This is a genomic window from Chryseobacterium sp. HNCC26DJ240 (genome assembly GCF_057180485.1).
On record NZ_JBXUGK010000002.1, the window covers coordinates 557,850 to 582,983 of the forward strand.

A 25,134-nucleotide genomic window follows, 5' to 3' on the forward strand; every position below is an offset into this window, starting at 1 on the left:
AAATTTTAATATCCAAAGTCGTTTGATTTTGGATATTTTTGGTTTGCAAATAATGAAAATAAACAAATGAAAAGCATCACAGTATTCTGCGGATCGAGTTTCGGTTCGGACGAAAAATATAAAGAGCAGGCAATTTTGCTCGGACAGACTTTAGCAAAACAAAATATTCAACTGATCTACGGCGGTGCCAATGTAGGCTTGATGGGCGCAGTCGCTGACGGGGTTTTGTCTGAAGGTGGTAAGGCGATCGGCGTTCTTCCTCACTTTTTACAGTCAAAGGAAATTGCACACACGCATCTTACCGAGCTGATTTTAGTGGAAACCATGCACGAAAGAAAAACCAAAATGAATGACCTCTGCGACGGTGTCATCGTACTTCCAGGCGGCTACGGAACTCTGGAAGAGTTTTTCGAAATGATAACCTGGGCACAGCTCGGACTTCACAAAAAGCCAATCGCCATTCTCAATATCGACGGATTTTACGATGATCTGATAAAACTGGTTCAAACAATGGTTAATAAAGGATTTTTAAAGCAAATCAATCAGGAAATGCTATTGGTGAGCGAAAATATCGATGAGCTTTTAGAGAAAATGAGAAATTATCAGGCTCCGACAGTTGGGAAATGGATTTCTAAAAACGAATTGTAATTTTGATATTATGAAAGCAATAGCGATAGTCTTATTTTTAATTTATAATAGCTTGGCATTCGGGCAGATCCGGGATGACAAAAGACTGATTGACAGCCAATGGGAATTCAAAGTGTTTAGTGACACCATTGCATTTCCAAATCTTCCTGAAGTTGAGTTTAAAACAAAAAACAAGATATTTTTTAAATCTATTACGTTTACCGAAAAGAACTTTACAGCTAAAACAGATACCGGTATTTTGAATGGAAAATGGATTTTAATAGGAAACAATTTACAGCTGAATTTTTCAAATAAAATTTCTCTTTTGTATGAAGTTATGAGATTGAACTCTGATAGATTAGAATTAAAAGAGGAGGGAATGTTAATCCCTAATTTGGGATATGACAGGAAAAATTAAAAATTAAACCGCCTGAAGAATCTTCAAGCGGTTTAATTTTTTAAGTAGTTTACTTTATCAAAACCTTCCAGGCCTCATCAATTTTACTTTCAAGCAAAAACTTCTGAGCTTCCAGATGAATATTTTTGTCATCGTGACAGTTTTCTGACGGCAAAACTTCTACATTCGCAAGCATTCCCAAATCGTTTCCTGTAAAGACTTTGCTGAGTTTGATGGAGTCGGGGAGAAGATCAAAACCTATACCTTTTGTTACCAAAGGTTTCGGGACTTCAAAAAGGCTGTTCTCATTGCTTCTTGAATAAAAATTTCCTCCCAAACGGCCTACCATATCCAGTTTTGCCTGATCCAGATTTCCTTCCTCATTCAGATATTCTTCTCTGATGTGGATTTTCTGAACTTCACAAATCACAAGATTTCCGGCACCGCCCAGATCTCCCAAAGATTTTACTTCCAAAACTTTACATTCAAAATTTACTGGGCATTCTGCAATTAATTTTGGCTGAACCAAATCAGCATCTTTCATCGTCAATCCTGACTTTGTAAACTCATTTACACCATCCCCATATTCGGTTGAAGCCAGAGAAATCTGCTGTACAATAGGGAAATTCACCGTTCCAATCACTACTTCTGGAACTTCCAGAACATTTTCTAATGTATGTTTCGTTGTATTATCACGAACTCTTCTCGAAGGCGAGAAAATCAAAATCGGCGGTACCGTACTGAACATATTGAAAAAACTGAAAGGCGATAAGTTGCTGTTTCCGTCCTTATCAACCGTTGAAGCCAAAGCAATTGGTCGCGGTGAAACGGCTGTCTGCATTATTGTCTGCAACTGAACGGAGGTTATTTCTGATGGGATAACTGTTTTCATTTTTATTTAAAACTTAGGAGTTTTTCAATATAATTTTATCCACTCTGTCTGTCATTCTGTAGGAATCTAAACGGTTTCTTTAGCGCTTAGATTCCTACGGAATGACAAAATCGGTGGTCAGATTCTTTAAATTCTTTAAATGGTTAAGAATTTATTTAGCAGGCACAATTTTACCGGAAACCTCCCCGAAACCTACTCTCACGCCATCTTTTTCAGCCCACGCTTTCATCGTTACCGTATCATTGTCGTTGATGAATTTTCTTTCTTCGCCGTTGCTGAGTGTGATCGGGTTTTGTCCTCTCCAAGTCAGTTCAAGCATAGAGCCGAAAGATTTTGGGTCGCTACCTGAGATGGTTCCGCTGGCATACATATCTCCGACTTCAACATTACAGCCGTTTACAGTGTGATGAGCAAGTTGCTGCGTCATATTCCAGTACATGTGTTTGTAATTGCTTTCAGAAATGAGGTTTTCTTCGCCGTTTTCGGGTTGTAAATATACTTCAAGATTGATGTCGTAATTTTTGTCTCCTTCAAATTTTAAATAATCCAAAACTTCAGGATCCTGAGTTGGAGAAGTCGTTTTGAATGGTTCTAAAGCTTCCAGAGTAACCACCCACGGAGAAACTGACGAGCCGAAATTTTTTGCTAAAAACGGTCCAAGCGGAACGTATTCCCAAGCCTGAATATCTCTCGCCGACCAATCGTTGAAAACCACCATTCCGAAGATGGCGTCTTCAGCATCTTTCGTAGAAATAGTTTCACCCATTTCTGTATTTTTATTCAGGATGAACGCCATTTCAAGTTCAAAATCCAATTGTTTTGAAGGTCCGAAAACAGGCTTTTCTGCATCTGCAGGTTTGGTCTGACCGTTTGGACGGTTGATTTCAGTTCCTGAAACCACAATTGATGAAGCTCTACCATGATAACCTACCGGAAGATGTTTCCAGTTTGGAAGTAATGCGTTGGCAGGATCTCTGAACATCTTTCCAACGTTGGTTGCGTGCTCGATGCTGCTGTAAAAATCAGTATAGTTTGGAACATGAACCGGCATCATCATTTTTACCTGATCCAAATCGTAGAACGCTGCTTCAATTGTTTTTTCGTCTTTAGACAAAATAGAACCTTCCAAAAGTAATTCCTGAAGTTTCAGACGAACGGCGTTTGTAACAGGTTTTTCAAGCTCGATAAATTCGTTTAATGAGTATGCTTCAAAAACGTTGTCTTCAAGACCTTTAATATTTTCAAAATAATCAAGGTCATACAATGTCGCCAGATCAATCACCTGATCACCGATTCTTGTACAGCAAGCGATGAATTCTTTGTTAAACACGGCAACTCCAAACGGAATATTGTGTATCGAAAAGTCTGAATCTGAATTATATTCTACAAATGATTTCATAAGGTATTAAGATTTTTATTGCACGAATTTTTTAGAATTTACTGAAAATTAGTATTTATTTTTTTAAAAATAATTGTGCAATTTGTGTTAAACTAAATTTTTTTAGATGAATTTTTAATCCGGTTGCCAATTTCTAATAGCCAAAAACAAATTATTTTTTTGCTTTTGAAAATGATGCTTCATCGATCCAGCGGTCTTTGCTATTGACATCGATGAGGTAGAGAATGTCATCCAGTTTTGTCAGCAAAAGAGTTTTAGTAACAGGAATCGGAACTTTTTTGTTTTCAAGCATATCGGCTCTTAAAGAAACAATATTTTTTCTGCTTCTCACAATGTCACCGGAAAAAACATTCGAAGTACTTTGGTTGGTGGCTTTATCGTCAAACATTTCCACGTAAGTCGCATTTTTTCCTTTGATAACAATAAAATTCCGTTCTGTGTGATCACTGAAATCTTTGATCAAAACAAACTTTTTATCATCAATATTGACGTCGCTTAAATTTTGATTAATGCCTTTTCTTTCCTCCAGTTTTGTAAGGATAGCATTGATACTTCCGTATTGAGCATTGGCAAAAAACCCTGCCCCGATGAGCACTAATCCGCTGAAAATTTTGTTCATAATCTTGTGTTTATAAAAAGTTTTGTCAGGATGGTTTGTCCTGACAAAAACTGTAAATTGTTTAAAAAAAATTAAAGATTTCCTCTTTTTTCCTGCTCTCTTTCCAAGGCTTCAAATAATGCTTTGAAATTACCAGCTCCGAAGCTCTGAGCACCGTGTCTCTCGATGATTTCGAAGAACAGCGTAGGACGGTCTTCAACTGGTTTAGTAAAAATCTGAAGCAAATAACCTTCCTCATCATGGTCAATTAAGATTCCTAAACTCTGAAGTTTTTTAAGATCTTCATCGATGTGACCTACTCTTTCAGGAACCAGTTCATAATAAGCTTCCGGTGGAGCAGAAAGGAATTCTACCCCTCTTTTTTTCAATTCAGTAACCGTGTGGATAATATCTTTTGTTGCAACTGCGATGTGCTGAACGCCTTCGCCTTCATAGAAATCAAGATATTCTTCAACCTGAGATTTCTTTTTACCTTCCGCAGGCTCATTGATCGGGAATTTTGCAAAACCGTTTCCGTTTGACATTACTTTAGACATCAAAGCAGAATATTCTGTGTTGATCTGTTTGTCGTCAAAAGAAAGAATGTTTACAAACCCCATTACTTTCTCATACCACTCAACAGTTGGGATCATTCTGTCCCAATCTACGTTTCCTACGCAGTGGTCAACATACAATAAACCTGCCTCTTCAGGTTGATAATCGCTTTCCAGTTTTTTATATCCAGGCATGAAAGGACCTGTGTAATTTTTTCTTTCGATGAACATGTGAACAGTCTCTCCGTAAGTGTAAATTCCGGACATTCTTACTTCACCAAATTCGTCAGTTAAAGTTGTTGGTTCCAAATAAGGTTTTCCACCTCTTTTTGTAGTTTCTTCAAACGCTGAATAGGCATCATCAACCCAAAGTGCCAAAATTTTAACACCATCACCGTGTTTTTTTACATGCTCACTGATTGGCGAGTCAGATTTTAAACCTGTAGTTAGTATTAATCTGATTTTTCCCTGCTGAAGAACGTAAGATGCACGATCTCTCACACCCGTTTCAGGACCGGCATATGCAACCGACTGAAAACCGAACGCTGTCTTATAATAATGAGCTGCCTGCTTTGCATTCCCCACATAAAACTCGATATAATCTGTACCGTTAATTGGCAAAAAGTTCTCTGCCTGAGCAATTTTTTCGGCAAATGTTAATGTTGACATATTTTCTGTATTTTACTTTTATTGATGTTGCAAATTACAAAATTCTGCGATAATGTTAAAATTGAAACAAACAGCTGAAAGTTAAAGTTTTAATAAAATATTTGGAGCTCACAAACTTATAAACACATAAGTCACATTAGGTTTCCTGACGGTTTGAAAATATTTCAGACCACATCAGAGAAAATCAAAGATTTTCGGTTATTACTCATAAAAATCTTTGATTTTTTTAAATCTCATGTGCTCTAAAATATCCTCAATAATTTAAACTAAAAACTATGTGACTTATGTGTCAAAGATTAATATCTATTTCAATGTTTAAACCTCTCAAACGCCGCTCTCTCCAACATTTCTCTGTCATCGGGATGGGCAATACTGATTAATTCCTGAGCCCTTTGTCTGAGGTTTTTTCCATACAAGTAAACGCTTCCATATTCCGTGACTACCCAGTGAATATGACCTCTGGTCGTCACAACTCCGGCTCCCTGTTTGAGGAAAGGTACAATTCTTGAAACGCCTCTTTTCGTTCTTGAGGTGATGGCAATAATTGGTCTTCCATCGTCACTTAATGCTGCTCCACGCATAAAATCCATTTGTCCGCCGATACCGCTGTACTGCATGGTTCCTATAGAATCTGCACAGACCTGCCCGGTTAAATCGATTTCAATGGCAGAATTGATGGCAACCATTTTATGATTTCTCATAATATTAATCGGGAAATTGACCGTGCTTACATCATCGAAAGAAAATACGGTGTTGTCATCAACATAATCGTATAATTTTCTCGTCCCGAAGCAGAAACTTGTGATGGTTTTATTGTCATTGTAACCCTTGTATTTATTGTTGATAACGTCATTTTGAATTAAATCGATCACGCCGTCACTCAGCATTTCAGTGTGAACACCTAAGTCTTTGTGATTTCCGAGGCATTTTAAAACAGCATCAGGAATAGTTCCGATACCCATTTGTAAGGTCGATCTGTCATCGATAAGTTCAGCTACATTCTTGCCAACGAGCATTTCATCCGGACCGACTTTTGCTCCGTAATCCACGGTCGGAAGTTCTTCCTCATGCCAAACCAATTTATGAATTTTACTGATGTGAAGCATTCCGTCGCCGTGGGTTCTTGGCATCAAAGGATTTACAATGGCAACAATGATTTTTGCGGTATCGACGGCTGCTCTGGCAACATCAACGGAAGTTCCCAATGTACAGAAACCATGTTTATCAGGTGGCGAAACCGTAATCAAAGCAACATCCAACGGTAGAATATTTTTTCTGAATAAGATTGGAATTTCACTTAAAAAAACCGGAACAAAATCTCCGCGGTCAGAATTGACTGCATCACGCACCGGCGTAGAAACAAAAAGTGAATTCACAAAAAATTTGTCTTTGTACTCAGGTTTTGCGATTTCCACATTTCCCTGTTGGGTAATGGAGACCATTTCGACATTATCCAGACGGTGAGATTGCCTTGCCAGCTCATCAATCAAATGATTTGGCGTACATGCGCTTCCATGGAAGAAAACACGGTTACCGCTTTTAATGGTATAAATAGCTTCTTCTGCACTGATATAATTATACATAATGAAATTTTTTATCGTTTACTTTAATAATCTAAAGATAAGTCTAATTGTTTAGAATAAATCTAAATATTTGTTTTAAGCGATAGAGATATTTGTCATGTTTTTCCCAATTATAACACAAAAGGATTGAACTTTCACATTCAATCCTTTCATCATTTATTTAATTTAAAGCTAAAAGCCATCAGCCAATCGCCAAAAGCAAAACTATTCCTGCGACCTGTCCTCCAAACTATGATCCTCACTTTCCAGCCACGAAGTTTTATAAGAAGGATCTTCAACTTTCATCGCTTCCTCAGTAATTTTTAACGGACGGAAAGGATCGACCATTACCGCATATTCTTCAGTGAATTTTTTCCCAATGCTTCTTTCCATTGCTCCAGGATGAGGTCCGTGAACAACTCCGCCTGGATGGAGTGTGAAATCCATTAAATCGATGTGGTTTCGGCTCATAAAATCACCTTCCGTGTAGAATAAAACTTCATCAGAATCGATATTCGAGTGATTGTAAGGTGCAGGAATTGCCATTGGATGGTAATCGTACATTCTCGCACAGAACGAACAAACCACAAAATTGTGTGCCTCAAAGGTTTGGTGTACAGGCGGGGGTTGGTGAATTCTTCCCGTAATCGGCTCGAAGTTTTTGATATTGAATTTGTAAGGATAAAAATAACCATCCCAACCCACAACATCGAACGGATGCGTTGCATAGATGAAATCGGTAATCTGGTTTTCTTTTTTTACTTTAATTAAAAAATCGCCTTTTTCGTCTTTCGGTTCCACAAAAGTCGGTGCGATGATATCTCTTTCGCAGAACGGAGAATGTTCCAGAAGCTGCCCGAATTCGTTTCTGTAACGCTTTGGAGTATAAATTGGAGAGTGACTTTCAACAACGAAAAATACAGTGTCATCAGAATTTAATTCCACCTGATAAATTGTGCCTCTGGGAATAATCAAATAATCACCAAATGAAAATTCAAGATTTCCGACAAAAGTTTTCAAAATTCCGCTTCCATTGTGAACATATAAAAGTTCATCGCACTCGGCGTTTTTGTAGAAATAATCCATCGATTTCCTTGGCTTCGACAATCCCATTTTCAGGTCGTTGTTCACCATCAGAAACTTTCGGCTGTCCATAAAATCGTCTTCAGGAGTCACATTCATTCCTTTAAACATTCTTGGCGTCACGTTTTTATCAACCGCAATTTTTGGAGCAACGTCTTTCGGCTCGCCAATCGATTTGATCTGCGTCGGACGGTGAATATGATAGAGCAGAGAAGAAATTCCGTGAAAACCTTCCGTTCCGAAAAGCTGTTCGTAATAGAATTTATCCTCCGGAGATTTGAAAACTGTATGCCTTTTTTGTGGGATATTTCCCGAATGATGATATCTCATTTTACTTTTATATGTTGACTCTCAAATTTAATATTTTTTAATGAATTGCGCAGATACATTTTTTGACTTCGAATCTAGTCCTCTAAATGCAAAAGTTTTGACACATTAGTCACATTAGTTTTAGTTTATCTCTTTGAAAATATTTAGAACACATTAGAAGAAAATCTAAGATTTTCTCTGTGTTCAAAACAGCTAAGTTTTCATAGTAAAAAAATAGTTTTGTCATTCTAAAATTAATTGTTAGTTTTGTCTAACAATTTTAATTCATGCGACGAATATTATTTTTTTTCATACTTTTTTCAGAATTTTGTTTCTCCCAGGAAACAGATAGTTTAGATTTAATAAAAAAATCTGACTCAGTGAAAATTCCGGTAAAAAAGGAGAGAATAAGTGATATCGACGATGTGGTGATTACGGGAACGATTAAGCCTGTGAGTAAATCTAAAAGTCCGGTAAATGTGGAAATTTACAGTCAGAAATTTTTTCAGAAAAATCCTACTCCGAGTGTTTTTGAAGCGATCGCAATGGTCAACGGAGTTCAGCCACAATTAAACTGTTCGGTTTGTAACACGGGAGATATCCACATAAACGGTTTGGAGGGACCTTACACGATGATTTTGATTGACGGAATGCCGATTGTCAGTTCGCTTTCCACGGTTTATGGTTTAAGTGGAATTCCCAACAGTCTGATTGAAAGAATTGAAGTGGTAAAAGGTCCGGCCTCGTCGCTGTACGGTTCTGAAGCGATGGGTGGGGTCATTAATATTATCACAAAAAATGCCTTAACTGCTGCAAAACTGAGCGTCAATCTAATGACAACCACGTGGGCGGAAAACAATGTAGATCTTTCAACTAAATTTAATGTCGGTAAAAATGCGGCGTCTTTACTGAGTTTAAATTATTTCAGTTTTAATGAAAAAATAGATCAGAATAAAGATAATTTCACAGATGCAGCGCTTCAAAACAGAATTTCAGTTTTTAATAAATGGAACTTTAAACGGAAAGAAAATCGAATGGCAAGTTTTGCCCTGAGATATTTATATGAAGACCGTTTTGGCGGAGAAATGCAGTGGAATAAATCGCATCGTGGCGGTGACGAGGTGTATGGAGAAAGTATTTATACCAATAGGGTAGAGGCTTTCGGAATGTATCAGCTGCCTTTGAAAGAACAGATTTTCACGCAGTTTTCTTACAATTACCATGACCAGAATTCATTTTACGGAAATACACCTTACGAAGCGTTGCAGAAAGTTGCGTTTGCCCAAACCTATTGGGACAAAAAACTGGGAAACCATGATTTTATTTTGGGTCTGACTTTCAAAAAGACATTTTATGATGATAATACTCCCGGAACGATGGCTTCGGATGAAGTAACCAATCAGCCGATGAAGTCACCGATTTTTGGAGCATTTATTCAGGATCAGTGGGAGATTAATGAAAAAAATACAGTGTTGCTGGGTTACCGTTTTGATTACGATAAAGTCCATCATGCTGTGCATTCTCCGCGTTTTGCGTGGAAGTTTTCTCCAAATCCTTATCATACTTTCAGGTTTAATTTTGGGACGGGTTTCAGAGTGGTGAATTTATTTACCGAAGATCATGCTGCTTTGACAGGTTCGCGTGAAGTGGTGATTCAGGCTTATTTAAAGCCTGAAAAATCTATTAATGGAAATTTAAATTATGTCTGGAAAATTCCAGCAGGTGATCGTTTGATTAATGTGGATGCGTCTGCTTTCTACACTTATTTCAGTAATAAAATCGTCGGTGATTTTGATTCTCAACCTGATAAAATTATTTATGATAATTTAAATGGTTACGGAATTTCCCGAGGTGCTTCCATGAATGTTGATTTCAGTTTTAATTTTCCGCTGACTGTCAATTTGGGTGTTACGTATCTGGATGTTTATCAGAAATTTGATGATGACAGAGAAAAATCCCGCCAGCTGCATGCACCGAAATGGAGCGGAACTTATAGTATGACCTATAAATTTAAGAATAATCTTGCGATAGATTTTACCGGACAGTTTTACGGCCCGATGCGATTGCCGGTTTTGCCGAACGATTATAGGCCCGAATATTCTCCGCTGTATTCGTTGGCGAATATTCAGGTTTCGAAAGCTTTTGATTCTGGATTTGAAGTGTATTGCGGAGTGAAGAATTTATTCAATTTTACACCGAGAGATCCATTGATGAGGCCGTTTGACCCGTTTGATAATAATGTGAATGACCCGATCAATAATCCGAACCATTATACTTTTGATACGACGTATGGATATGCGCCAATGCAGAGGATTAGAGGATTTTTGGGTGTGAAGTATAATTTGAAATAAAGATTTAGAGAGATTTTAAAACATTAAGATATTTTAGCTTTTAAGTTTTCTTAAGATTCAGATAAATCTGAATTAAGCAGATCGCTTAATGAATATCTCAGATATTTTCTTAAAAAACTTCACAACTTATAGTGCTTAATGGTTCAAGATATTATGATGAAAACTATACTGTTTTTAATATTATTACTTCCACAATTTTATTTCTCGCAAATAAAATCGATTTCTTTTGCGGAGTTGGAAGCGAAGCAAAAAGTAGATCCGAAACCGATTATCATTCACATCTATACCGACTGGTGCTCCATCTGTAAAATCGAATCTTTCAGTGTAAATAAAGACAAAGATTTAGTAAAAACCATCAACGAAAATTTTCATTTCATCAATTTTGAAGCTGAAAAAACGAAGGAGAAAATTAATTTTCTGGGGAAAGAATTTAATTATTTATCCAACGGAAATTCAGGAATTCATGAATTGGTTTTGGCTTTGTCTAAAAATAGAAGTCAGCCTGTTTATCCTTTGTGGATTATTTTAGATGAAAATCAGAATTTGATTTATTATCATGAAGGAATGATAAAATCAAATCAACTTAGGGAATTACTAAAGAATTAAACAGATTCTATTTATAAAACTATTAAAATGTTGGACCAGCGTCCTCGGAAAGCATTTTTTGAACTTTTGGTTTTAAAATCAGTTTGTCGCTTAAAAATGGAAGGTACTTTTTCATCTCGTCTTTAGTTTTTCCGGAAGTGTCAATAAACACCCAGTTTTTTCCTTTATCATTAGAGATTCCAATGATTGAATATTCTCCCATAACTCTACCTTTTGGAGTTTGCATAACAATTTCCTGAGTAATCGTAAACTGAATGTTATTATCTTTTCTAATAAACAGACTTGGATTTTTGAACCCTAAACTTTCATAAGTGAACCCATCAGCTTTCATCTTGTCTATCGCTGTCTTTGTGGTTTCGATCATTTTGGCTTTTCCGCCCATCATTTTTATGACTTCAGGGTGAGTGTATTTTGCCAACTGCTCATAATCTTCTTTAAAAATACAGTTTCTTAAAGCATCCAGACTTTTGTTCAGTTCTGGATTATTTGTTTGTGCTTTCGCAATATTCAATACTGAAAAAAGTAAAATGCAGATAAAACTCAGCTTTTTCATAAAATTATTATAAACAAAAATGATCAATTAAAATCAGAATTTTATTACATCTAAATTAAATTTTTCCCGATTGATTGATTTTAATGGCAGTTTTAGATTTAATCTACTTAAAAATCTTCATAATCACATTCCCGATTTCCACAAAATCATCGTGATTTCCTACGGAACGTTTTTCGGTATTATCTTCCTGATATTCAGAATACGGGAATATCAATAAGTAATTATTGTCACGCAAATCTCTGTTGAGAAGATCGGGAACCGTGCGCATCTTTGGAAGGTAAGATTTCATGCCGCGTTTGGCCATAAAAAGAATAAGACCTTCATTTTCTTTGAGTTTGGCAGCCGTTTCTTCACCGTCCTTCCAGTTGTTCATAATGACAAATTCAGCTTCGATATTGGCTTTCTTTACAATTTTCTGTAGAATATCAAGAATACTTTCTTTTGCATAAAACACAACTGTAGCACCGGAATTTCTTGCAATATTCCACACACGAACGAGTGCATGGAAAAATCCGGCTTCCTTATGAGCATTTTCAGGAATGATCACTGCGTATTTTTTAATGGTAGAAAGCGGCTGAGCAGCATGATATACAATAACGTTCACATTATCGTTTTGCAGATATCCATTATAAAGGTTGTGCGAAAATGAAGCAGAAAATCCTTTTTCATCTTCAAGACCGATAAGCAAATCGGTGATTTTCTGTTCTTTAATGACATTGTTTACGCCATTAATCACGTCGTTGTCATATCTTTTTAATGCCTGAAGATTCACATCCGCCGCCGCCGCTGTGTCGGTTGCCTGATGTAAAAGTTTCTCGGCATTTTTTACAGAAGATTCATTTTTGTCTTCGTTAATGACATTCAGAGCAAAAATATCTTTGGTGTTGGAATGAGCCTTTATTAAAATTCCCATGTTCACCATTCTTTCAACGGTTTTCTCGTAATTTAAAGCTAAAAGAATATTTTCTTCTTCATGATTATTGCCTGAAACAGTGTCTTCATTCTCGCTTTCGGCGATTTTCTGCGCACTTGACATCGATACGAAAGATGAAATTGTACATGAAATCAAAATCAGTAAAATACTTCCGTTTAGGACGTGCTCGTTTAGTAATCTCACGGGTTCTCCGGATTCACTTTCAGAAAGAATAATGTTGTAACCTACCATAACAGCCGCTAAAGTCGCTGCAGCAGAGGCAGAACTCAAACCAAAAATCAGTTTTCCTTCTTCTTTGGTGAGTCTGAAAGTTTTTTGGGTGGCAACTGCAGAAATATACTTCCCGATGATGGACGCGACAAGCATTACCGCCGCAACTTCCAGTGTTTCCCAGCTTTTGAAAAAGACTTTAAAATCAATCAACATTCCGACGCTGATCAGGAAGAAAGGGATGAAAATGGCATTTCCGACAAATTCCACACGGTTCATTAATGATGAGGTATGCGGAATCAGTCTGTTTAAAGCCAAACCTGCGAAGAATGCACCGATAATAGCTTCCACACCTGCCAGTTCGGCGAGAAGTGCAGCGAGATAAATCATCACCAAAACAAATATATACTGCGAAATTTTATCATCCACCTTTTTGAAAAACCATCTTCCGATGATCGGAAAAATCACCAAAACAATCAACCCAAATACCAGAAATGATCCGGAAAGTTTTAACCAAAATTCAGTTCCAACTTCTCCCTGCGACATCCCGACTATTACAGCCAAAACCAATAATGCAAGAACATCGGTGATCATCGTTCCGCCAACTGTTATATTGACTGAAAGATTTTTTGCCACGCCCAGCTTGCTCACCAAAGGATAGGCAATCAGTGTGTGGGAAGAAAATAAACTCGCAAACAGTATTGAAGTAAGAATGGAGAAATCAAGAATATAATAAGCTCCTGCAAAACCTAAAACAAAAGGAACTATAAAAGTGTAAAGCCCGAAGGTCAGACTTTTCCATTTGTTTTTTTTGAAATCGCCCATGTCGATTTCCAGACCGGCGAGAAACATGATGTAGAGTAATCCGGTAGTTCCGGTGACTACAATGCTGCTGTCTCTGGCAAGCACGTTGAAGCCGTTGGGGCCGATGACGGCACCAGCAATAATCAATCCCAAAAGATGCGGAACTTTAATTTTATTCAGCAGAAGCGGAGCTGCCAGAATAATGATGAGAACAATCAAAAATTTCAGAACCGGATCCTCAAGAGGCAGGCTGAGATTGTGTAAGCTTAAAATCATAAGTGTTTATTTAGAGATTCTTGTCAGTTCTACAGAAAACTTCGCCATGCATTTGTTGTCGATATTTACCGTGCGCTGACCGCGAATTTTATTGGCTGAAAACTCATTCAGAAGAACATTCATTTCCACAGCTTTTTCTGCCGTTGAATCGGTTTTGTAATTGAGCTTAACTTCGTTATTTTCAAATTTCCCTGCGTATAATCTCACAAGTTTGTTATTGTTGATGATTTTTGAAAACAGCTGCGTGGAATCACTGTCAAATTCCCATGTATCAATTCTCTGATCGCCGATCACATAGTCGCTGCACGATGATTCTGTACAGATCACCTTGCCCGTCCATGCGCCAAAAACTTCTGCCGGCCATTCTTTAATGACTTCCACAGAATCTTTTTTGCTGAAAATGCTGTCTCTCATTTTTAAAAGAGACTGGTATTCTGATTCTTTCGTTGCAAAAAGTTTTTCCTTCTCCAAAAGTTTATTTTCACGATCGGTAAGTTGCTGATTTTTTTCTTTGTCGTTGCAGTTGAGGAAAAACACAAATAAAATAAGAAGTAAAAATGGAGATCTTTTTGTCATAAGGCACTTTTTTGTTCTAAAAATATAGGCAAAAATTGTGACAGAGGCAAATGTCCGGACTGATTTTAAGTGATTTTGTAGCTGAAGCAGATCGTTTTTCAGATATAAATTATTGATTAATCTGCTTTCTTTTAAACATTTCCGGCGTATAGTTAATGATAAAAACACCGCCAATAATCAGAACTGCAGCCAGTAAAAATTTAGCTGAAATATTTTCATTTAAAATCAACCAGCTGAGGAAAATGGAAATAATCGTATTGAAATAAGTTAAAATAGAAACCTGCACAGGCGAAATTTTAGTTAAAGCATAGTGAAAGGCAAAAAATGCCGCCACAGAACCGAAAACCGACAGATAAAGCATCGCTGAAATACTTTTAAAGCTCCAGTTTTCAAAATTGTAATCATTTGAAAATACCAGTGCAAAACAAAGCTGCACAATTCCGGCAAAGATAAATTGATAGAAGAGATTCAGGGTGATATTTCCACTTTGCAGATTGAGTTTCTTTGTAAAAATCGTTCCTGATGCCCAGCCGAAAATAGCGATAAACAGGAAAATCACACCCAAAAGATATTCCGGATTGGCAAGGTCATTCAAACCGTCCCAAAAGATGAAAAGAATTCCGCTGAAGCAGAGAATGATACCCGTCATTGCCCTGAAGCTGAACTTTTGCAGACCGATTGCAATGCTTCCCAGAAAAACGATAATCGGAGAACAGGCACTGACCAGAGATGCGAGACTGCTCGTTACTCTTTCTTCTGCCACCGTCGTCATTCCGTTGGCAACAATGAGCATGAGCGTTGAGAAAATAAGTTGATATTTAAGGTTGTTCCAGCCAATCCATTTAAATTCCTTTCGGTAAAGAAGAATCAGCATCATGATAATAGCAGCCAGAAACTGACGGATCCCTGCCACAAACCATCCTGGAATGGTTTCCACAGCAACACGTATCGATAAAAAAGTGGTTCCCCAGACGATGGCAACGGTGAGAATGGCTAAGGTGAGTTTGAGATCTTTCAAGACAGAGAATTGTAGCGGTAAAGATAGAGATTTTTGGGGAGTGGAGGAGGAGGTGACGGTTTAGTTGTTTAATGGTTTAATTGTTTAGTAGTTTGGTCGTTTAATGATGTAGTGTTTTAATATTTCAATTAAAATAGTTTTTAATTTTAAACCCTAAACCCTAAACCCTAAACCCTAAACCCTAAATTTTAAACCTTGAATATTGAATTTCGAATGTTTATCTTTGAGCCATCTAATAAACTGACAAAAATGGTAGGAATAATAATGGGAAGTCAGAGCGACTTGCCGATCATGGAACAGGCAGCAACATTTTTAAAATCACTCGATATCCCTTACGAACTGACAGTGGTTTCTGCCCACAGAACGCCCGAAAGAATGTTTGACTATGCCAAAACAGCCAAAGAAAGAGGTCTGAAAGTCATCATTGCAGGGGCCGGAGGAGCGGCACATCTTCCGGGAATGGTAGCGAGTTGTACTACACTGCCTGTAATTGGAGTTCCTATTTTATCCAGCAATTCTATTGACGGATGGGATTCTGTTTTGTCGATTCTTCAGATGCCGGGCGGAATTCCGGTGGCGACCGTCGCTTTGAACGGAGCTTTGAATGCAGGAATTCTGGCAGCAAAAATTATTGCAAGTGCAGACGAAGCAGTTTCCGAGAATCTTCAGAAATATCAGGATGCTTTGAAAGATAAAGTTTTGGGAACGGTGGATGATATTAAATCTAAACATCCCAATCATTTCGATATTTAATTCATACAAAACCCGCTTGCTTAGCGGGTTTTGTTTACTTTAAGATTATTTCTCTGACTAATTTGTGAGAAAGTCTGTCGCACCTGTGCTTTGCGTTTTCTCATTAAGAGAAAGTCTGTTGCACGGGCGTTTTGCGCTTTCTCCCTTAGGGGAAGGTCTCTTGCACGGGTGTTTTAAACTTTCCCCTGAATTACCGTTCGAATTTCAGCTTTGAAGCCTAATAAGATGGTAAGCAGGTAAAAATGCTACTGTTTAAGAAACTTATGATTCTTCATATCGCTTTTGGTTTTGATCTGAAGCAGATAATTTCCTTTGGTTAAATTTCTCACATCAATTTTATCTTCATTAAATTTTCCCTGCAAAACAATTCTGCCGTTGTTGTCGAAAACTTTGTAGCTCAGACCGTCTTTTAAATCTTTAAAGTATATAAAATCGGATGCAGGATTTGGGTAAATTGAAAAATCTGTCCCGGTTCGGATTTCCCCTGTAGATAAAACACAGGTTCCCATTGTATCATCGGTTATCGTCCAGCCTTTATTATTGATGAGGAAATTTCTTTTAGGGACAATATTGGCTGCGTACACCAGAGGAGAAGCAGTTCCTAAGTCTATAGAATTGGGAGTTGCAGGATTGTCTGCCCAGCCAGACAAGGTTTTGCTGTAATTTACGCAGTCTAAACCTGTGTTCGAAAACATATTTTGTGCCTGAAGCAATGCTGATAAATTCCAGGTTTCCAAAGATTGATTAAAACTGCTGTCATCTTTAAACATCCCCCACATACTGGTAACTTTACTTGTGTTCCATGATGATAATGGCTGATTAAAACTTGAAGCTGTATGAAACATACCGCTCATATTGGTTACATTACCTACATTCCATGAATTAAGTGGCTGATTAAAACTTGTCGCATGTGTAAATGTCTCTGTCATTTTTGTCGCAGTCCCCACATTCCATGCATCTAAAGGTTGATTGAAAGCTGCCGCATATGCAAACGTACGGTTAAGATTGATCACCTGAGAAGTATTCCAGCTGTTGATAGGCTGATTAAATGCTGAGGCATGACCAAACATATAATGCATATCCTGAAGGCTTGCTGTGTTCCAGTTATTCAGCGGCTGATTGAAGTTTGTACAGAAAGTAAACATCCAGTTCATTTTCTGCACATTCGAAACATCCCAGCTGTTGAGGTTTTGATTGAAAAGACCTTTTCCGGTAAACATGTAGCTTAAATTTGTAGCTGAAGACATATCCCAGTTGGTTATATACGGGGAATTAAAAGGATTTGCGTTGACTGAAAAATTTAACCCGTTATAATGCGATGCAAACATAAAACTGAAATTCTGAATGTTGGAAGTATCCCAGTTTTGCATTGAGCTTGCTCCCAGAAATTCAAAGTCTCTGTAAAACATGAGTGACGCGTCTGTAACCATGCTGAGATTGGGTGAATCGGTAGCCGTAAGCTGCAACTTCTGGCAATTGGTAAATGCACATTGCATAGAGCTCCATACAATATTTCCCCATTGTTCAATTTCTCTTATTTTTTCTACATTACCATAAAACTGAAGAATGGGAACATTTACTTCGATGTTTGGGTTTAAAGGCAAATAGCTGGCAAATTTAATCTGTCTGAAAATACCATTTCCGTTGGATACTTTTACCCTGTATCTTGTGGGTCCATTGCTGCCTTCCTTAACAGGTCCGAAATCTATCAGAACCTGGCTTGTGGATGTTACATTGGTCATTATGCCGTTGTTTTGTGGAGAGCCTACCTCTTCCCATTCAATGGTGTAATTTTCTCCTATGCCGGGAAACCAGATTTGATTGATACCTGCCTGATAAGGTGCGTTTACAGTGATTGCAGGAGTAGTCGTAAATCCGGGCTCCCAGATTGTAATAAATTCATTTTGCGCCTGAAAGACTTGAAATGTTAATACTAAAAGTATGACCGAAAATAATTTTTTCATAGATCTTTGGTATAAGGTGATTTGGTTTAGAAATATTTTAATTTTTAATAAATTTTAAATTTTTCACATCGTTTTTGGTTTTGATCTGAAGGAGATAATTTCCTTTAGTTAAACTTTTTACATCAATTTTATCTTCATTAAATTTTTCCTGCAAAACTATTCTTCCGCTTGTATCTAAAATTTTGTAGCTGTCAATATCTTTTAAATTTTTAACATAAATAAAATCTGAAACCGGATTTGGATAGATTGAAATTTCGCTTGTTTTAGTAGCTTCAGAAACTGACAGATCAGATTCACAGGTAGGATCGTAGGTGTCTCCTGTGAACGACCAGCCTTTTGAAGTGATGAGGTAGCTTCTGGCTGTGACTGCATAAGGGTGTGAATATTTCATTGGCGATGCACTCTGGAGGCTGATGTTATTGGGAGTTGCGGGATTCAGGCTCCATCCGTAGATCGTACTGTCGTAGTTTTGGCAGGTTAAGCCGGAATTAAAAAACAGTCCCTGTCCCAAAAGAAGAGATGAGAGATTCCAGTTTCCCAGGTTCTGATTAAAACTTGAAGCTCCGTTGAACATATTTTGAATATTGGTCATCTGTGAAGTATTCCAGTTGCTGAGATCCTGATTGAAAGCAGTTGCTGTGAAAAACATGCCATTGGTTGTAGTGACATTAGAGATATTCCAGTTTCCGATGGGTTGATTAAATGCGGTGGCCGTAAAAAACATAGAATTCATAGTCGTCACATTAGACGTATTCCAGTTTCCGATGGGCTGGCTGAAGGCCTTGGTCCATGCAAACATTCCTTCCATGGTATTAATCTGAGAAGTATTCCAGCTTCCGATGGGTTGGTTAAATGCCCAGGCGTTCGAAAACATATAACTTACATTTGTTAAACTGGCTGTATTCCAGCTGCCGATGGGCTGATTAAAACTTTTGGCGGTGTTGAACATGCTTGTCATTGTGGTCACGTTTGAAGTGTTCCAGTTTCCGATAGGCTGATTGAAGTTTTGAGCCAATGAGAAAGTACTTGTCATATTCTGTACATTAGACGTATTCCAGTTTCCGATAGGTTGGTTAAAGAGTAAACAACCACTGAAGATTCCTGCTAGAGTAGTAACGGCAGATGTATTCCAGTTATTGAAAGTGGTGTTTCCTGTAAGTGCTTCACAATTTCCAAACATATAAGACATATCTGAAACATTGTTGAGGTTTGGGATGTCTGTAGCAATCATGTTCACATTTCTGCATCCAAAGAAAGCTCCTCTCATAGAAGACCACACAGCATTACCCCATTGATTAATCTCTATAATCTTGGAAGCGTCTCCATGAAACAGATTCTGACTCATATTCTGAAAATCATCCCGGAAAGAAATACCGTGAAAATTACCGTTTCCACTGCTTACCTTTACCTTGTAAGTAGCATTTTGAATCAGGGGATTTAACGATGTTCCGAAATCTAAAAGTACCTGATGGGTAGAAGTTACATTAGTCATCGTCATGTTGTGCGATGGATAGCCTACTTCTTCCCAGTAAATAGTATAATTGTTGCCGCGGAAAGGAGCCCATGCCTGAAATGTGGTTGATGGGGAAGATACATTCGCAGCTGATTGATTTGGGTAAATGGCAGGTTTCCAAGTGGTAATAAACTCGTTTTGTGCTTTTGAAAAGAAACAAAACATCAAAATGATTAAAGTAAAGACCGACCTTTTCATATCGTTTTTTATTTAATGTTAATTCTTTACAATTTTAAGGATTTTTATTGTTTTATTCATTATGATATGAAGTATATAGTTTCCTTTTGCTAAATTTTTAACATCAATTCGGTCTTTTTCTGAATCACCTTGCATAACCAGCCTTCCGCTAATGTCGAAAATTTTGTAGCTCACAACATCTTTTAAGTTTTTAAAATAAATAAAATCTGATGCAGGATTAGGATAAAAACTAAAATCATTTTCGATGGTATTTTCCTGTGTGGAAAGCGCAGAAATGCATTTGTCATCGTAAGAATCTCCTGTAATTGCCCATCCTTTATTATTGATAAGGTAGTTTCTTGCTGTAACTGCTGCCGGATGGGTGTAGATCAAGGGTGCTACACTGCTGATACCGATATTATTTGGTGTTGCAGGATTTTGGCTCCATCCATACAATGTACTGTCGTAGTTTTGACAGTTTAAACCTGAATTTTGAAATATAGCACTCGCAAACAGGAGTGAGCTGAGATTCCAGTTGCCTAAGTTTTGATTAAAATTTACAGCTCCCATAAACATATTTTGCATGGTGGTCACCTGTGAAGTGTTCCAGCTTCCAATATTTTGGTTAAAAGCTAAGGCGTTCTGAAACATATTATACATACTTGTCACATTTGAAGTGTTCCAGTTTCCGATGGGCTGGTTGAAAACTGTTGCGTTCGTAAACATTCCGTTCATGATTGTAGCGCTTGAGGTATTCCAGTTTCCTATAGGTTGATTAAAAGCTTTTGCATTAACAAACATATTGTTCATTTGCCATACGCCGGAAACATCCCAGTTTCCGATCGGTTGGTTAAAAGCCCAGGCATTTGAAAACATAAACTCCATTTCATCAACGCTGGAAACATTCCAGCTACCAATTGGCTGATTGAAGTTTCTGGCATTGTTAAACATTGCATCCATCGCAGTAACCTTAGAAGTATCCCAGTTCCCGATGGGTTGATTGAAATTTTGGCACATCAGGAACATGGCACCCATGTTTTGTACATTGCCTGTATTCCAGTTTCCAATAGGCTGATTAAAGAGAGTACATGAAATGAAAGTGCCCTGTAAATTAGTCACTGTGGAAATGTCCCAGTTATTGATAGAGCTATTGCCTGTCATAGACGAGCAGCCAGAAAACATTGAAGACATGTCGGTTACAGCACTGAGATTGGGAATATCGGTAGCCGTCATGTTTAAATTAAGACATCCGCTAAATGCGTTTTTCATGGTAGACCACGCAGTAGATCCCCACTGATTAATTCCCACAAGTTTAGCGTTATCTCCCAAACTACTGTTCTGATTGAGGATATCATCTCTAAAAGAAATGCGGTGAAAATTACCGGTGCCGTTGCTTACCTTTACCGTGTAAGTAGCGTTTGCAGGAATAGGATTGAGTGGTGTGCCGAAATCCAGTAAAACCTGATATTGCGAAGTCACGTTATTAAGCGTGGCATTATGAGAAGTGTAGCCCACTTCTTCCCAGTAAATTGTAAAATCTGTTCCGTGGAAAGGTGCCCAGGCCTGTGTGGCGGACGATGGGAAAGGTGGATTGTTAGGAAGAATGTTTTGGGTGTTGCTGGGCTTCCAGGTGGTGATAAACTCATTCTGTGCTTTCGGAAAGAAGCACAGTAATGTGATGATTAAAGTAAATATTGACTTTTTCATATAATATTTTGATTGGTGTTACTTCTTTATAAGTTTAAAGTTCTTCACGGAGCTTTTGGTTTTCAGCTGAATGATATAATTTCCTTTCATCAATGTTCTGATGTCGATGTGATTTTTATCTAAATTATTCTGTAAAACAAGTCTTCCGCTGGTGTCGAAAATTTTGTAGCTCACGCCATCTTTTAAATTTTTAAAATAAATAAAATCTGATGCAGGATTTGGATAAAAACTAAAATCATTTTCGATAGTATTTTCCTTTGTGGAAAGGGCAGAAAGGCATTTGTCATCGTAAGAATCACCCGTTATCGTCCATCCTTTGTTGGTGATGAGGTAGTTTCTTGCCGTTACGGCTGCCGGATGGGTATAAATCATAGGTGATGCACTGCTGATGTTGATATTGCCGGGAGTTGCAGGATTCAAGCTCCATCCGTAGAGTGTGCTGTCGTAATTCTGACAGTTTAAACCTGAATTCTGAAGTATTCCGGAAGCAGAAGTCAGTGATGAAAGATTCCAGTTGCCAAGATTTTGATTGAAAGCTGTAGCGCCTGTAAACATATTGCTCATGTTGCTTACCTGTGAAGTGTTCCAATTAGAAATATTTTGGTTGAATGCAGTTGCATTTTGAAACATAGAATTTATTAATGTTACACTTGATGTATTCCAATTGTTTATATTTTGGTTAAACGCCGATGCATTTTGAAACATAGAATTCATTGATGTAACATTTGAGGTATTCCAATTGTTGATATTTTGGTTAAAGGATGTTGCATTCTGAAACATACTGTTTAAATGTATAACGTTTCCGGTATTCCAATTTGCAATGTTCTGGTTAAAAGCCGTAGCATTTTGAAACATGGAATTCATGTAAATTCCACTCGAAGTGTCCCAATTTCCTATAGGCTGGTTAAAAGCGGGTGCATTCAGGAAAGTTCTTTGAAAATCCACAACATTTGCAGTATTCCAATTTCCTATAGGTTTATTAAATGAAACAGCCCCTGAAAACATCAATTCGATCTCTATGGCACTAGACGTATCCCAATCTTCTAAAGGTTGGTTGAACGTGCTTGCATTAAGGAACATTGCATTAAAAGCTTGAACACTTGAAGTGTCCCAGTTGTTTATATTCTGGTTAAAAGATGGTGACATTGCGAATGTCAGGATCATTCTTGTCACATTAGAAGTATCCCAATTACCAAGAGGTTGGTTAAATAATAGACAGTTTGAAAATGCAGCCTGTAAATCTGTCACGTTTGATGTATTCCAATTATTAAAACTGCTGTTGCCTACAAGAGAAGTACAGGAAAAAAATATACTTTCGAAACTTGTAACTTGGGTTAGGTTTGGAGTATCTGTTGCGGTCATATCCAAATTTGGGCATGATGCGTAAGCAAAATCCATATTGTCCCATATAATATTTCCCCAATGCTCAATTTTTAAGATTTTTTTTGCATCTCCAAAAAAAATAGAACCTACTGGTTGATAAAATTTCATCCTTTGAAAAGTTCCATTTCCGTTGCTTACCTTTACACGATAAGTCGCATTTGCTGCCACCGGATTTTGTGGAGTTCCAAAATCAATTAGAAAATTCAGGGCAGAAGAGATGTTTGATAGGCTGCCGTTATGAGAAGGATGTCCTATTTCTTCCCAAGAAACATTAAAATTATTTCCTCTTCCCGGAAACCAAATCTGTGTAGAGGTGGATATAACGCCGCTGGATATCTGTTGTGTAGATTCATTACCTGGCTTCCATGTCGTGATAAATTCATTTTGTGCCTTCGGAAAGAAACACAGCAACGTGATGATTAAAGTAAATAGTGACTTTTTCATATTATATTTTGGTTGGTGTTAGTTCTTTATAAATTTAAAGTTCTTCATGGAAGTTTTGGTTTTCAGCTGAATGATATAATTTCCTTTCATCAATGTTCTGATGTCGATTTGATTTTTATCTAAATTATTCTGTGAAACAATTCTTCCGCTGGTGTCGAAAATTTTGTAGCTCACGCCATCTTTTAAATTTTTTAAATAAATAAAATCTGATGCTGGATTTGGGTAAAAACTAAAATCATTTTTGATAGTATTTTCCTTAGTGGAAAGAGCAGAAAGGCATTTGTCATCGTAAGAATCTCCTGTTATCGTCCATCCTTTGTTGCTGATGAGGTAATTTCTCGCCGTTACCGCTGCCGTATGTGTATAAATCATCGGTGATGCACTGCTGATGTTGATATTATTGGGTGTTGCAGGGTTTTGGCTCCATCCGTAAAGTGTGTTGTCGTAATTCTGACAGTTTAACCCTGAATTCTGAAACATTCCATAAGCGGAAGTCAGTGATGAAAGATTCCAGTTACCAAGATTTTGATTGAAACTTACAGCATTTGTAAGAAGATTATTCAAACTAATGACGTTGGAAGTATTCCATCCGGCAAGACTTTGGTTAAAAGACGTAGCTCCCTGAAACATACCGAGCATGTGAATGACACTTGAGGTGTTCCAGTTTCCGATGGGTTGGTTGAAAGCAGTTGCAGTCCCAAACATTCCCTGCATAGTTGTTACTTTTGAGGTATTCCAGCTTCCGATAGGCTGATTAAATACTTTTGCGTTTTGAAACATGTGATTCATTAAAATAACTTCTCCTGTATTCCAACCGCTGATATTCTGATTAAACTGCCATGCATTTGAGAACATAAATTCCATATCTGTCACTTTTGAAACATCCCAGTTTCCTATAGGTTGATTAAAAGCTTTCGCCATAAAAAACATGGAGGTCATATCGGTTACTTCAGAAGTATCCCAATTCGATAGCGGTTGGTTGAAATTTTGAGCCATCATGAAAGTTACGCCCATGCTGGTCACATTTGAGGTGTTCCAGTTGTTTAAGGGTTGATTGAAAAGTACACACCCATGGAAAGTAGCGTCCAGTTTGGTGTTTTGAGAGGTATCCCAGTTGTTTATTGATGGATTTCCAACTAATGATATACAGCCTGAAAACATGTACTGCATATCTGTTACCAAAGAAAGGTTTGGAGAATCTGTGGCTTTTAAATCTAAATTTGAACAGCCTGCGAATGAATTAGCCATCGATGACCATACCGCAGACCCCCACTGATTGATTTCAATAATTTTTGAGGTGTCTCCTAAAAGATTATTGATACTGTTTCCAGGAATAATCTCATTGAAGAGCATTCGGTTTACGTTTCCGTTACTTATTTTTACTTGATAAGTGGCATTAGCGGGAACGGGATTGTGTGCCGTGCCAAAATCTAATAAGATATACTGTGTAGAATTTAAATTGTTAAGGGTTGCATGATGAGCCGGAAAACCTACTTCTTCCCAATACACTGTAAAGTCTGTATCTCGAATGGGCATCCATGCCTGAGTATTTGATGATAAAAAAGGCGTACTGGTTACCGTTGGAATCTGAGTATTGCCGGGTTTCCACGTTGTGATAAATTCGCTCTGAGCTGTCACCAGCTGAAACGAAAATACCAGAAGAAGAAGAGTCGTAAGCTTTGTTTTTAAATTGTAATTTCCTGCAATCATATTAATCAAAATTTAATTTGGTGTAAAAAGAAATGATAATCAAAAATACAATTTTAATTTTCATT

The 25,134-nt window shown here is 37.5% G+C and carries 20 protein-coding genes; 5 read left to right on the forward strand and 15 right to left on the reverse strand.

Annotated features, from left to right (window positions below; genetic code table 11):
• Nucleotides 1-66: 66 nt before the first annotated feature.
• Both AC2A1G_RS05750 and AC2A1G_RS05755 read left to right on the forward strand, forming a co-directional pair.
• On the forward strand, nucleotides 67-648 hold the full coding sequence (locus tag AC2A1G_RS05750) for an LOG family protein (protein ID WP_484045977.1): 582 nt from the start codon (nucleotides 67-69) through the stop codon (nucleotides 646-648).
• A gap of 10 nt (nucleotides 649-658) precedes the next feature.
• Nucleotides 659-1,045, forward strand: a complete 387-nt coding sequence (locus AC2A1G_RS05755; RefSeq protein ID WP_484045978.1) for a lipocalin family protein — start codon at nucleotides 659-661, stop codon at nucleotides 1,043-1,045.
• Nucleotides 1,046-1,094: 49 nt separating this feature from the next.
• Here the strand turns inward: AC2A1G_RS05755 and AC2A1G_RS05760 are convergent, their stop codons facing one another.
• The 6 genes from AC2A1G_RS05760 to AC2A1G_RS05785 form a co-directional block, all read right to left on the reverse strand.
• A complete protein-coding gene (locus AC2A1G_RS05760) occupies nucleotides 1,095-1,916 on the reverse strand; it encodes a flavin reductase family protein (protein ID WP_484045979.1) in 822 nt (273 codons plus the stop codon).
• A gap of 151 nt (nucleotides 1,917-2,067) precedes the next feature.
• Nucleotides 2,068-3,315, reverse strand: a complete 1,248-nt coding sequence (gene fahA / locus AC2A1G_RS05765) for a fumarylacetoacetase (RefSeq protein ID WP_484045980.1) — start codon at nucleotides 3,313-3,315, stop codon at nucleotides 2,068-2,070.
• A gap of 151 nt (nucleotides 3,316-3,466) precedes the next feature.
• Nucleotides 3,467-3,934: a hypothetical protein gene (locus tag AC2A1G_RS05770; RefSeq protein ID WP_484045981.1), complete on the reverse strand. Its 468-nt coding sequence runs from the start codon at nucleotides 3,932-3,934 to the stop codon at nucleotides 3,467-3,469.
• A gap of 71 nt (nucleotides 3,935-4,005) precedes the next feature.
• Nucleotides 4,006-5,136 (reverse strand): 4-hydroxyphenylpyruvate dioxygenase, encoded by a 1,131-nt coding sequence (gene hppD / locus AC2A1G_RS05775; protein ID WP_484045982.1) that lies wholly within the window; start codon nucleotides 5,134-5,136, stop codon nucleotides 4,006-4,008.
• Nucleotides 5,137-5,444: 308 nt separating this feature from the next.
• Nucleotides 5,445-6,719 (reverse strand): acetyl-CoA hydrolase/transferase family protein, encoded by a 1,275-nt coding sequence (locus tag AC2A1G_RS05780; RefSeq protein WP_484045983.1) that lies wholly within the window; start codon nucleotides 6,717-6,719, stop codon nucleotides 5,445-5,447.
• A 204-nt stretch (nucleotides 6,720-6,923) separates the two neighbouring features.
• Nucleotides 6,924-8,111 carry a homogentisate 1,2-dioxygenase gene (locus AC2A1G_RS05785; protein ID WP_484045984.1) on the reverse strand — a complete coding sequence of 396 codons (1,188 nt, stop codon included), beginning with the start codon at nucleotides 8,109-8,111 and terminating at the stop codon, nucleotides 6,924-6,926.
• 266 nt (nucleotides 8,112-8,377) lie between these two features.
• Here AC2A1G_RS05785 and AC2A1G_RS05790 point away from each other — a divergent pair, with 266 nt between their 5' ends.
• Nucleotides 8,378-10,441, forward strand: a complete 2,064-nt coding sequence (locus tag AC2A1G_RS05790; RefSeq protein ID WP_484045985.1) for a TonB-dependent receptor plug domain-containing protein — start codon at nucleotides 8,378-8,380, stop codon at nucleotides 10,439-10,441.
• 153 nt (nucleotides 10,442-10,594) lie between these two features.
• The gene (locus tag AC2A1G_RS05795) at nucleotides 10,595-11,047 is read left to right on the forward strand and encodes a thioredoxin family protein (protein WP_484045986.1); all 453 of its coding nucleotides are present in this window, start codon (nucleotides 10,595-10,597) and stop codon (nucleotides 11,045-11,047) included.
• A 22-nt stretch (nucleotides 11,048-11,069) separates the two neighbouring features.
• Here AC2A1G_RS05795 and AC2A1G_RS05800 read toward each other — a convergent pair whose 3' ends face one another.
• The 4 genes from AC2A1G_RS05800 to AC2A1G_RS05815 form a co-directional block, all read right to left on the reverse strand.
• Complete coding sequence (locus AC2A1G_RS05800) at nucleotides 11,070-11,600, reverse strand: hypothetical protein (protein ID WP_484045987.1); 531 nt, start codon at nucleotides 11,598-11,600, stop codon at nucleotides 11,070-11,072.
• A 103-nt stretch (nucleotides 11,601-11,703) separates the two neighbouring features.
• On the reverse strand, nucleotides 11,704-13,824 hold the full coding sequence (locus AC2A1G_RS05805) for a cation:proton antiporter (protein ID WP_484045988.1): 2,121 nt from the start codon (nucleotides 13,822-13,824) through the stop codon (nucleotides 11,704-11,706).
• 6 nt (nucleotides 13,825-13,830) lie between these two features.
• The gene (locus AC2A1G_RS05810; RefSeq protein WP_484045989.1) at nucleotides 13,831-14,400 is read right to left on the reverse strand and encodes a hypothetical protein; all 570 of its coding nucleotides are present in this window, start codon (nucleotides 14,398-14,400) and stop codon (nucleotides 13,831-13,833) included.
• 109 nt (nucleotides 14,401-14,509) lie between these two features.
• Nucleotides 14,510-15,418 carry a DMT family transporter gene (locus AC2A1G_RS05815; RefSeq protein ID WP_484045990.1) on the reverse strand — a complete coding sequence of 303 codons (909 nt, stop codon included), beginning with the start codon at nucleotides 15,416-15,418 and terminating at the stop codon, nucleotides 14,510-14,512.
• A 249-nt stretch (nucleotides 15,419-15,667) separates the two neighbouring features.
• Here AC2A1G_RS05815 and purE point away from each other — a divergent pair, with 249 nt between their 5' ends.
• On the forward strand, nucleotides 15,668-16,171 hold the full coding sequence (gene purE, locus AC2A1G_RS05820) for a 5-(carboxyamino)imidazole ribonucleotide mutase (RefSeq protein WP_484045991.1): 504 nt from the start codon (nucleotides 15,668-15,670) through the stop codon (nucleotides 16,169-16,171).
• A gap of 245 nt (nucleotides 16,172-16,416) precedes the next feature.
• On the opposite strand, the gene AC2A1G_RS05825 is transcribed toward purE, so the two are convergent.
• Genes AC2A1G_RS05825 through AC2A1G_RS05845 form a run of 5 tightly spaced genes read right to left on the reverse strand, consistent with a single transcriptional unit; the run spans nucleotide 16,417 to nucleotide 25,069 of the window.
• Entirely contained in the window at nucleotides 16,417-18,135 is a 1,719-nt protein-coding gene (locus AC2A1G_RS05825; RefSeq protein WP_484045992.1) for a BspA family leucine-rich repeat surface protein, read from the reverse strand.
• Between the two features lie 37 nt (nucleotides 18,136-18,172).
• The gene (locus AC2A1G_RS05830) at nucleotides 18,173-19,846 is read right to left on the reverse strand and encodes a BspA family leucine-rich repeat surface protein (protein WP_484045993.1); all 1,674 of its coding nucleotides are present in this window, start codon (nucleotides 19,844-19,846) and stop codon (nucleotides 18,173-18,175) included.
• A gap of 18 nt (nucleotides 19,847-19,864) precedes the next feature.
• A complete protein-coding gene (locus AC2A1G_RS05835) occupies nucleotides 19,865-21,532 on the reverse strand; it encodes a BspA family leucine-rich repeat surface protein (protein WP_484045994.1) in 1,668 nt (555 codons plus the stop codon).
• Nucleotides 21,533-21,550: 18 nt separating this feature from the next.
• Entirely contained in the window at nucleotides 21,551-23,359 is a 1,809-nt protein-coding gene (locus AC2A1G_RS05840) for a BspA family leucine-rich repeat surface protein (RefSeq protein WP_484045995.1), read from the reverse strand.
• 18 nt (nucleotides 23,360-23,377) lie between these two features.
• The gene (locus tag AC2A1G_RS05845) at nucleotides 23,378-25,069 is read right to left on the reverse strand and encodes a BspA family leucine-rich repeat surface protein (RefSeq protein WP_484045996.1); all 1,692 of its coding nucleotides are present in this window, start codon (nucleotides 25,067-25,069) and stop codon (nucleotides 23,378-23,380) included.
• Between the last annotated feature and the right edge of the window lie 65 nt (nucleotides 25,070-25,134).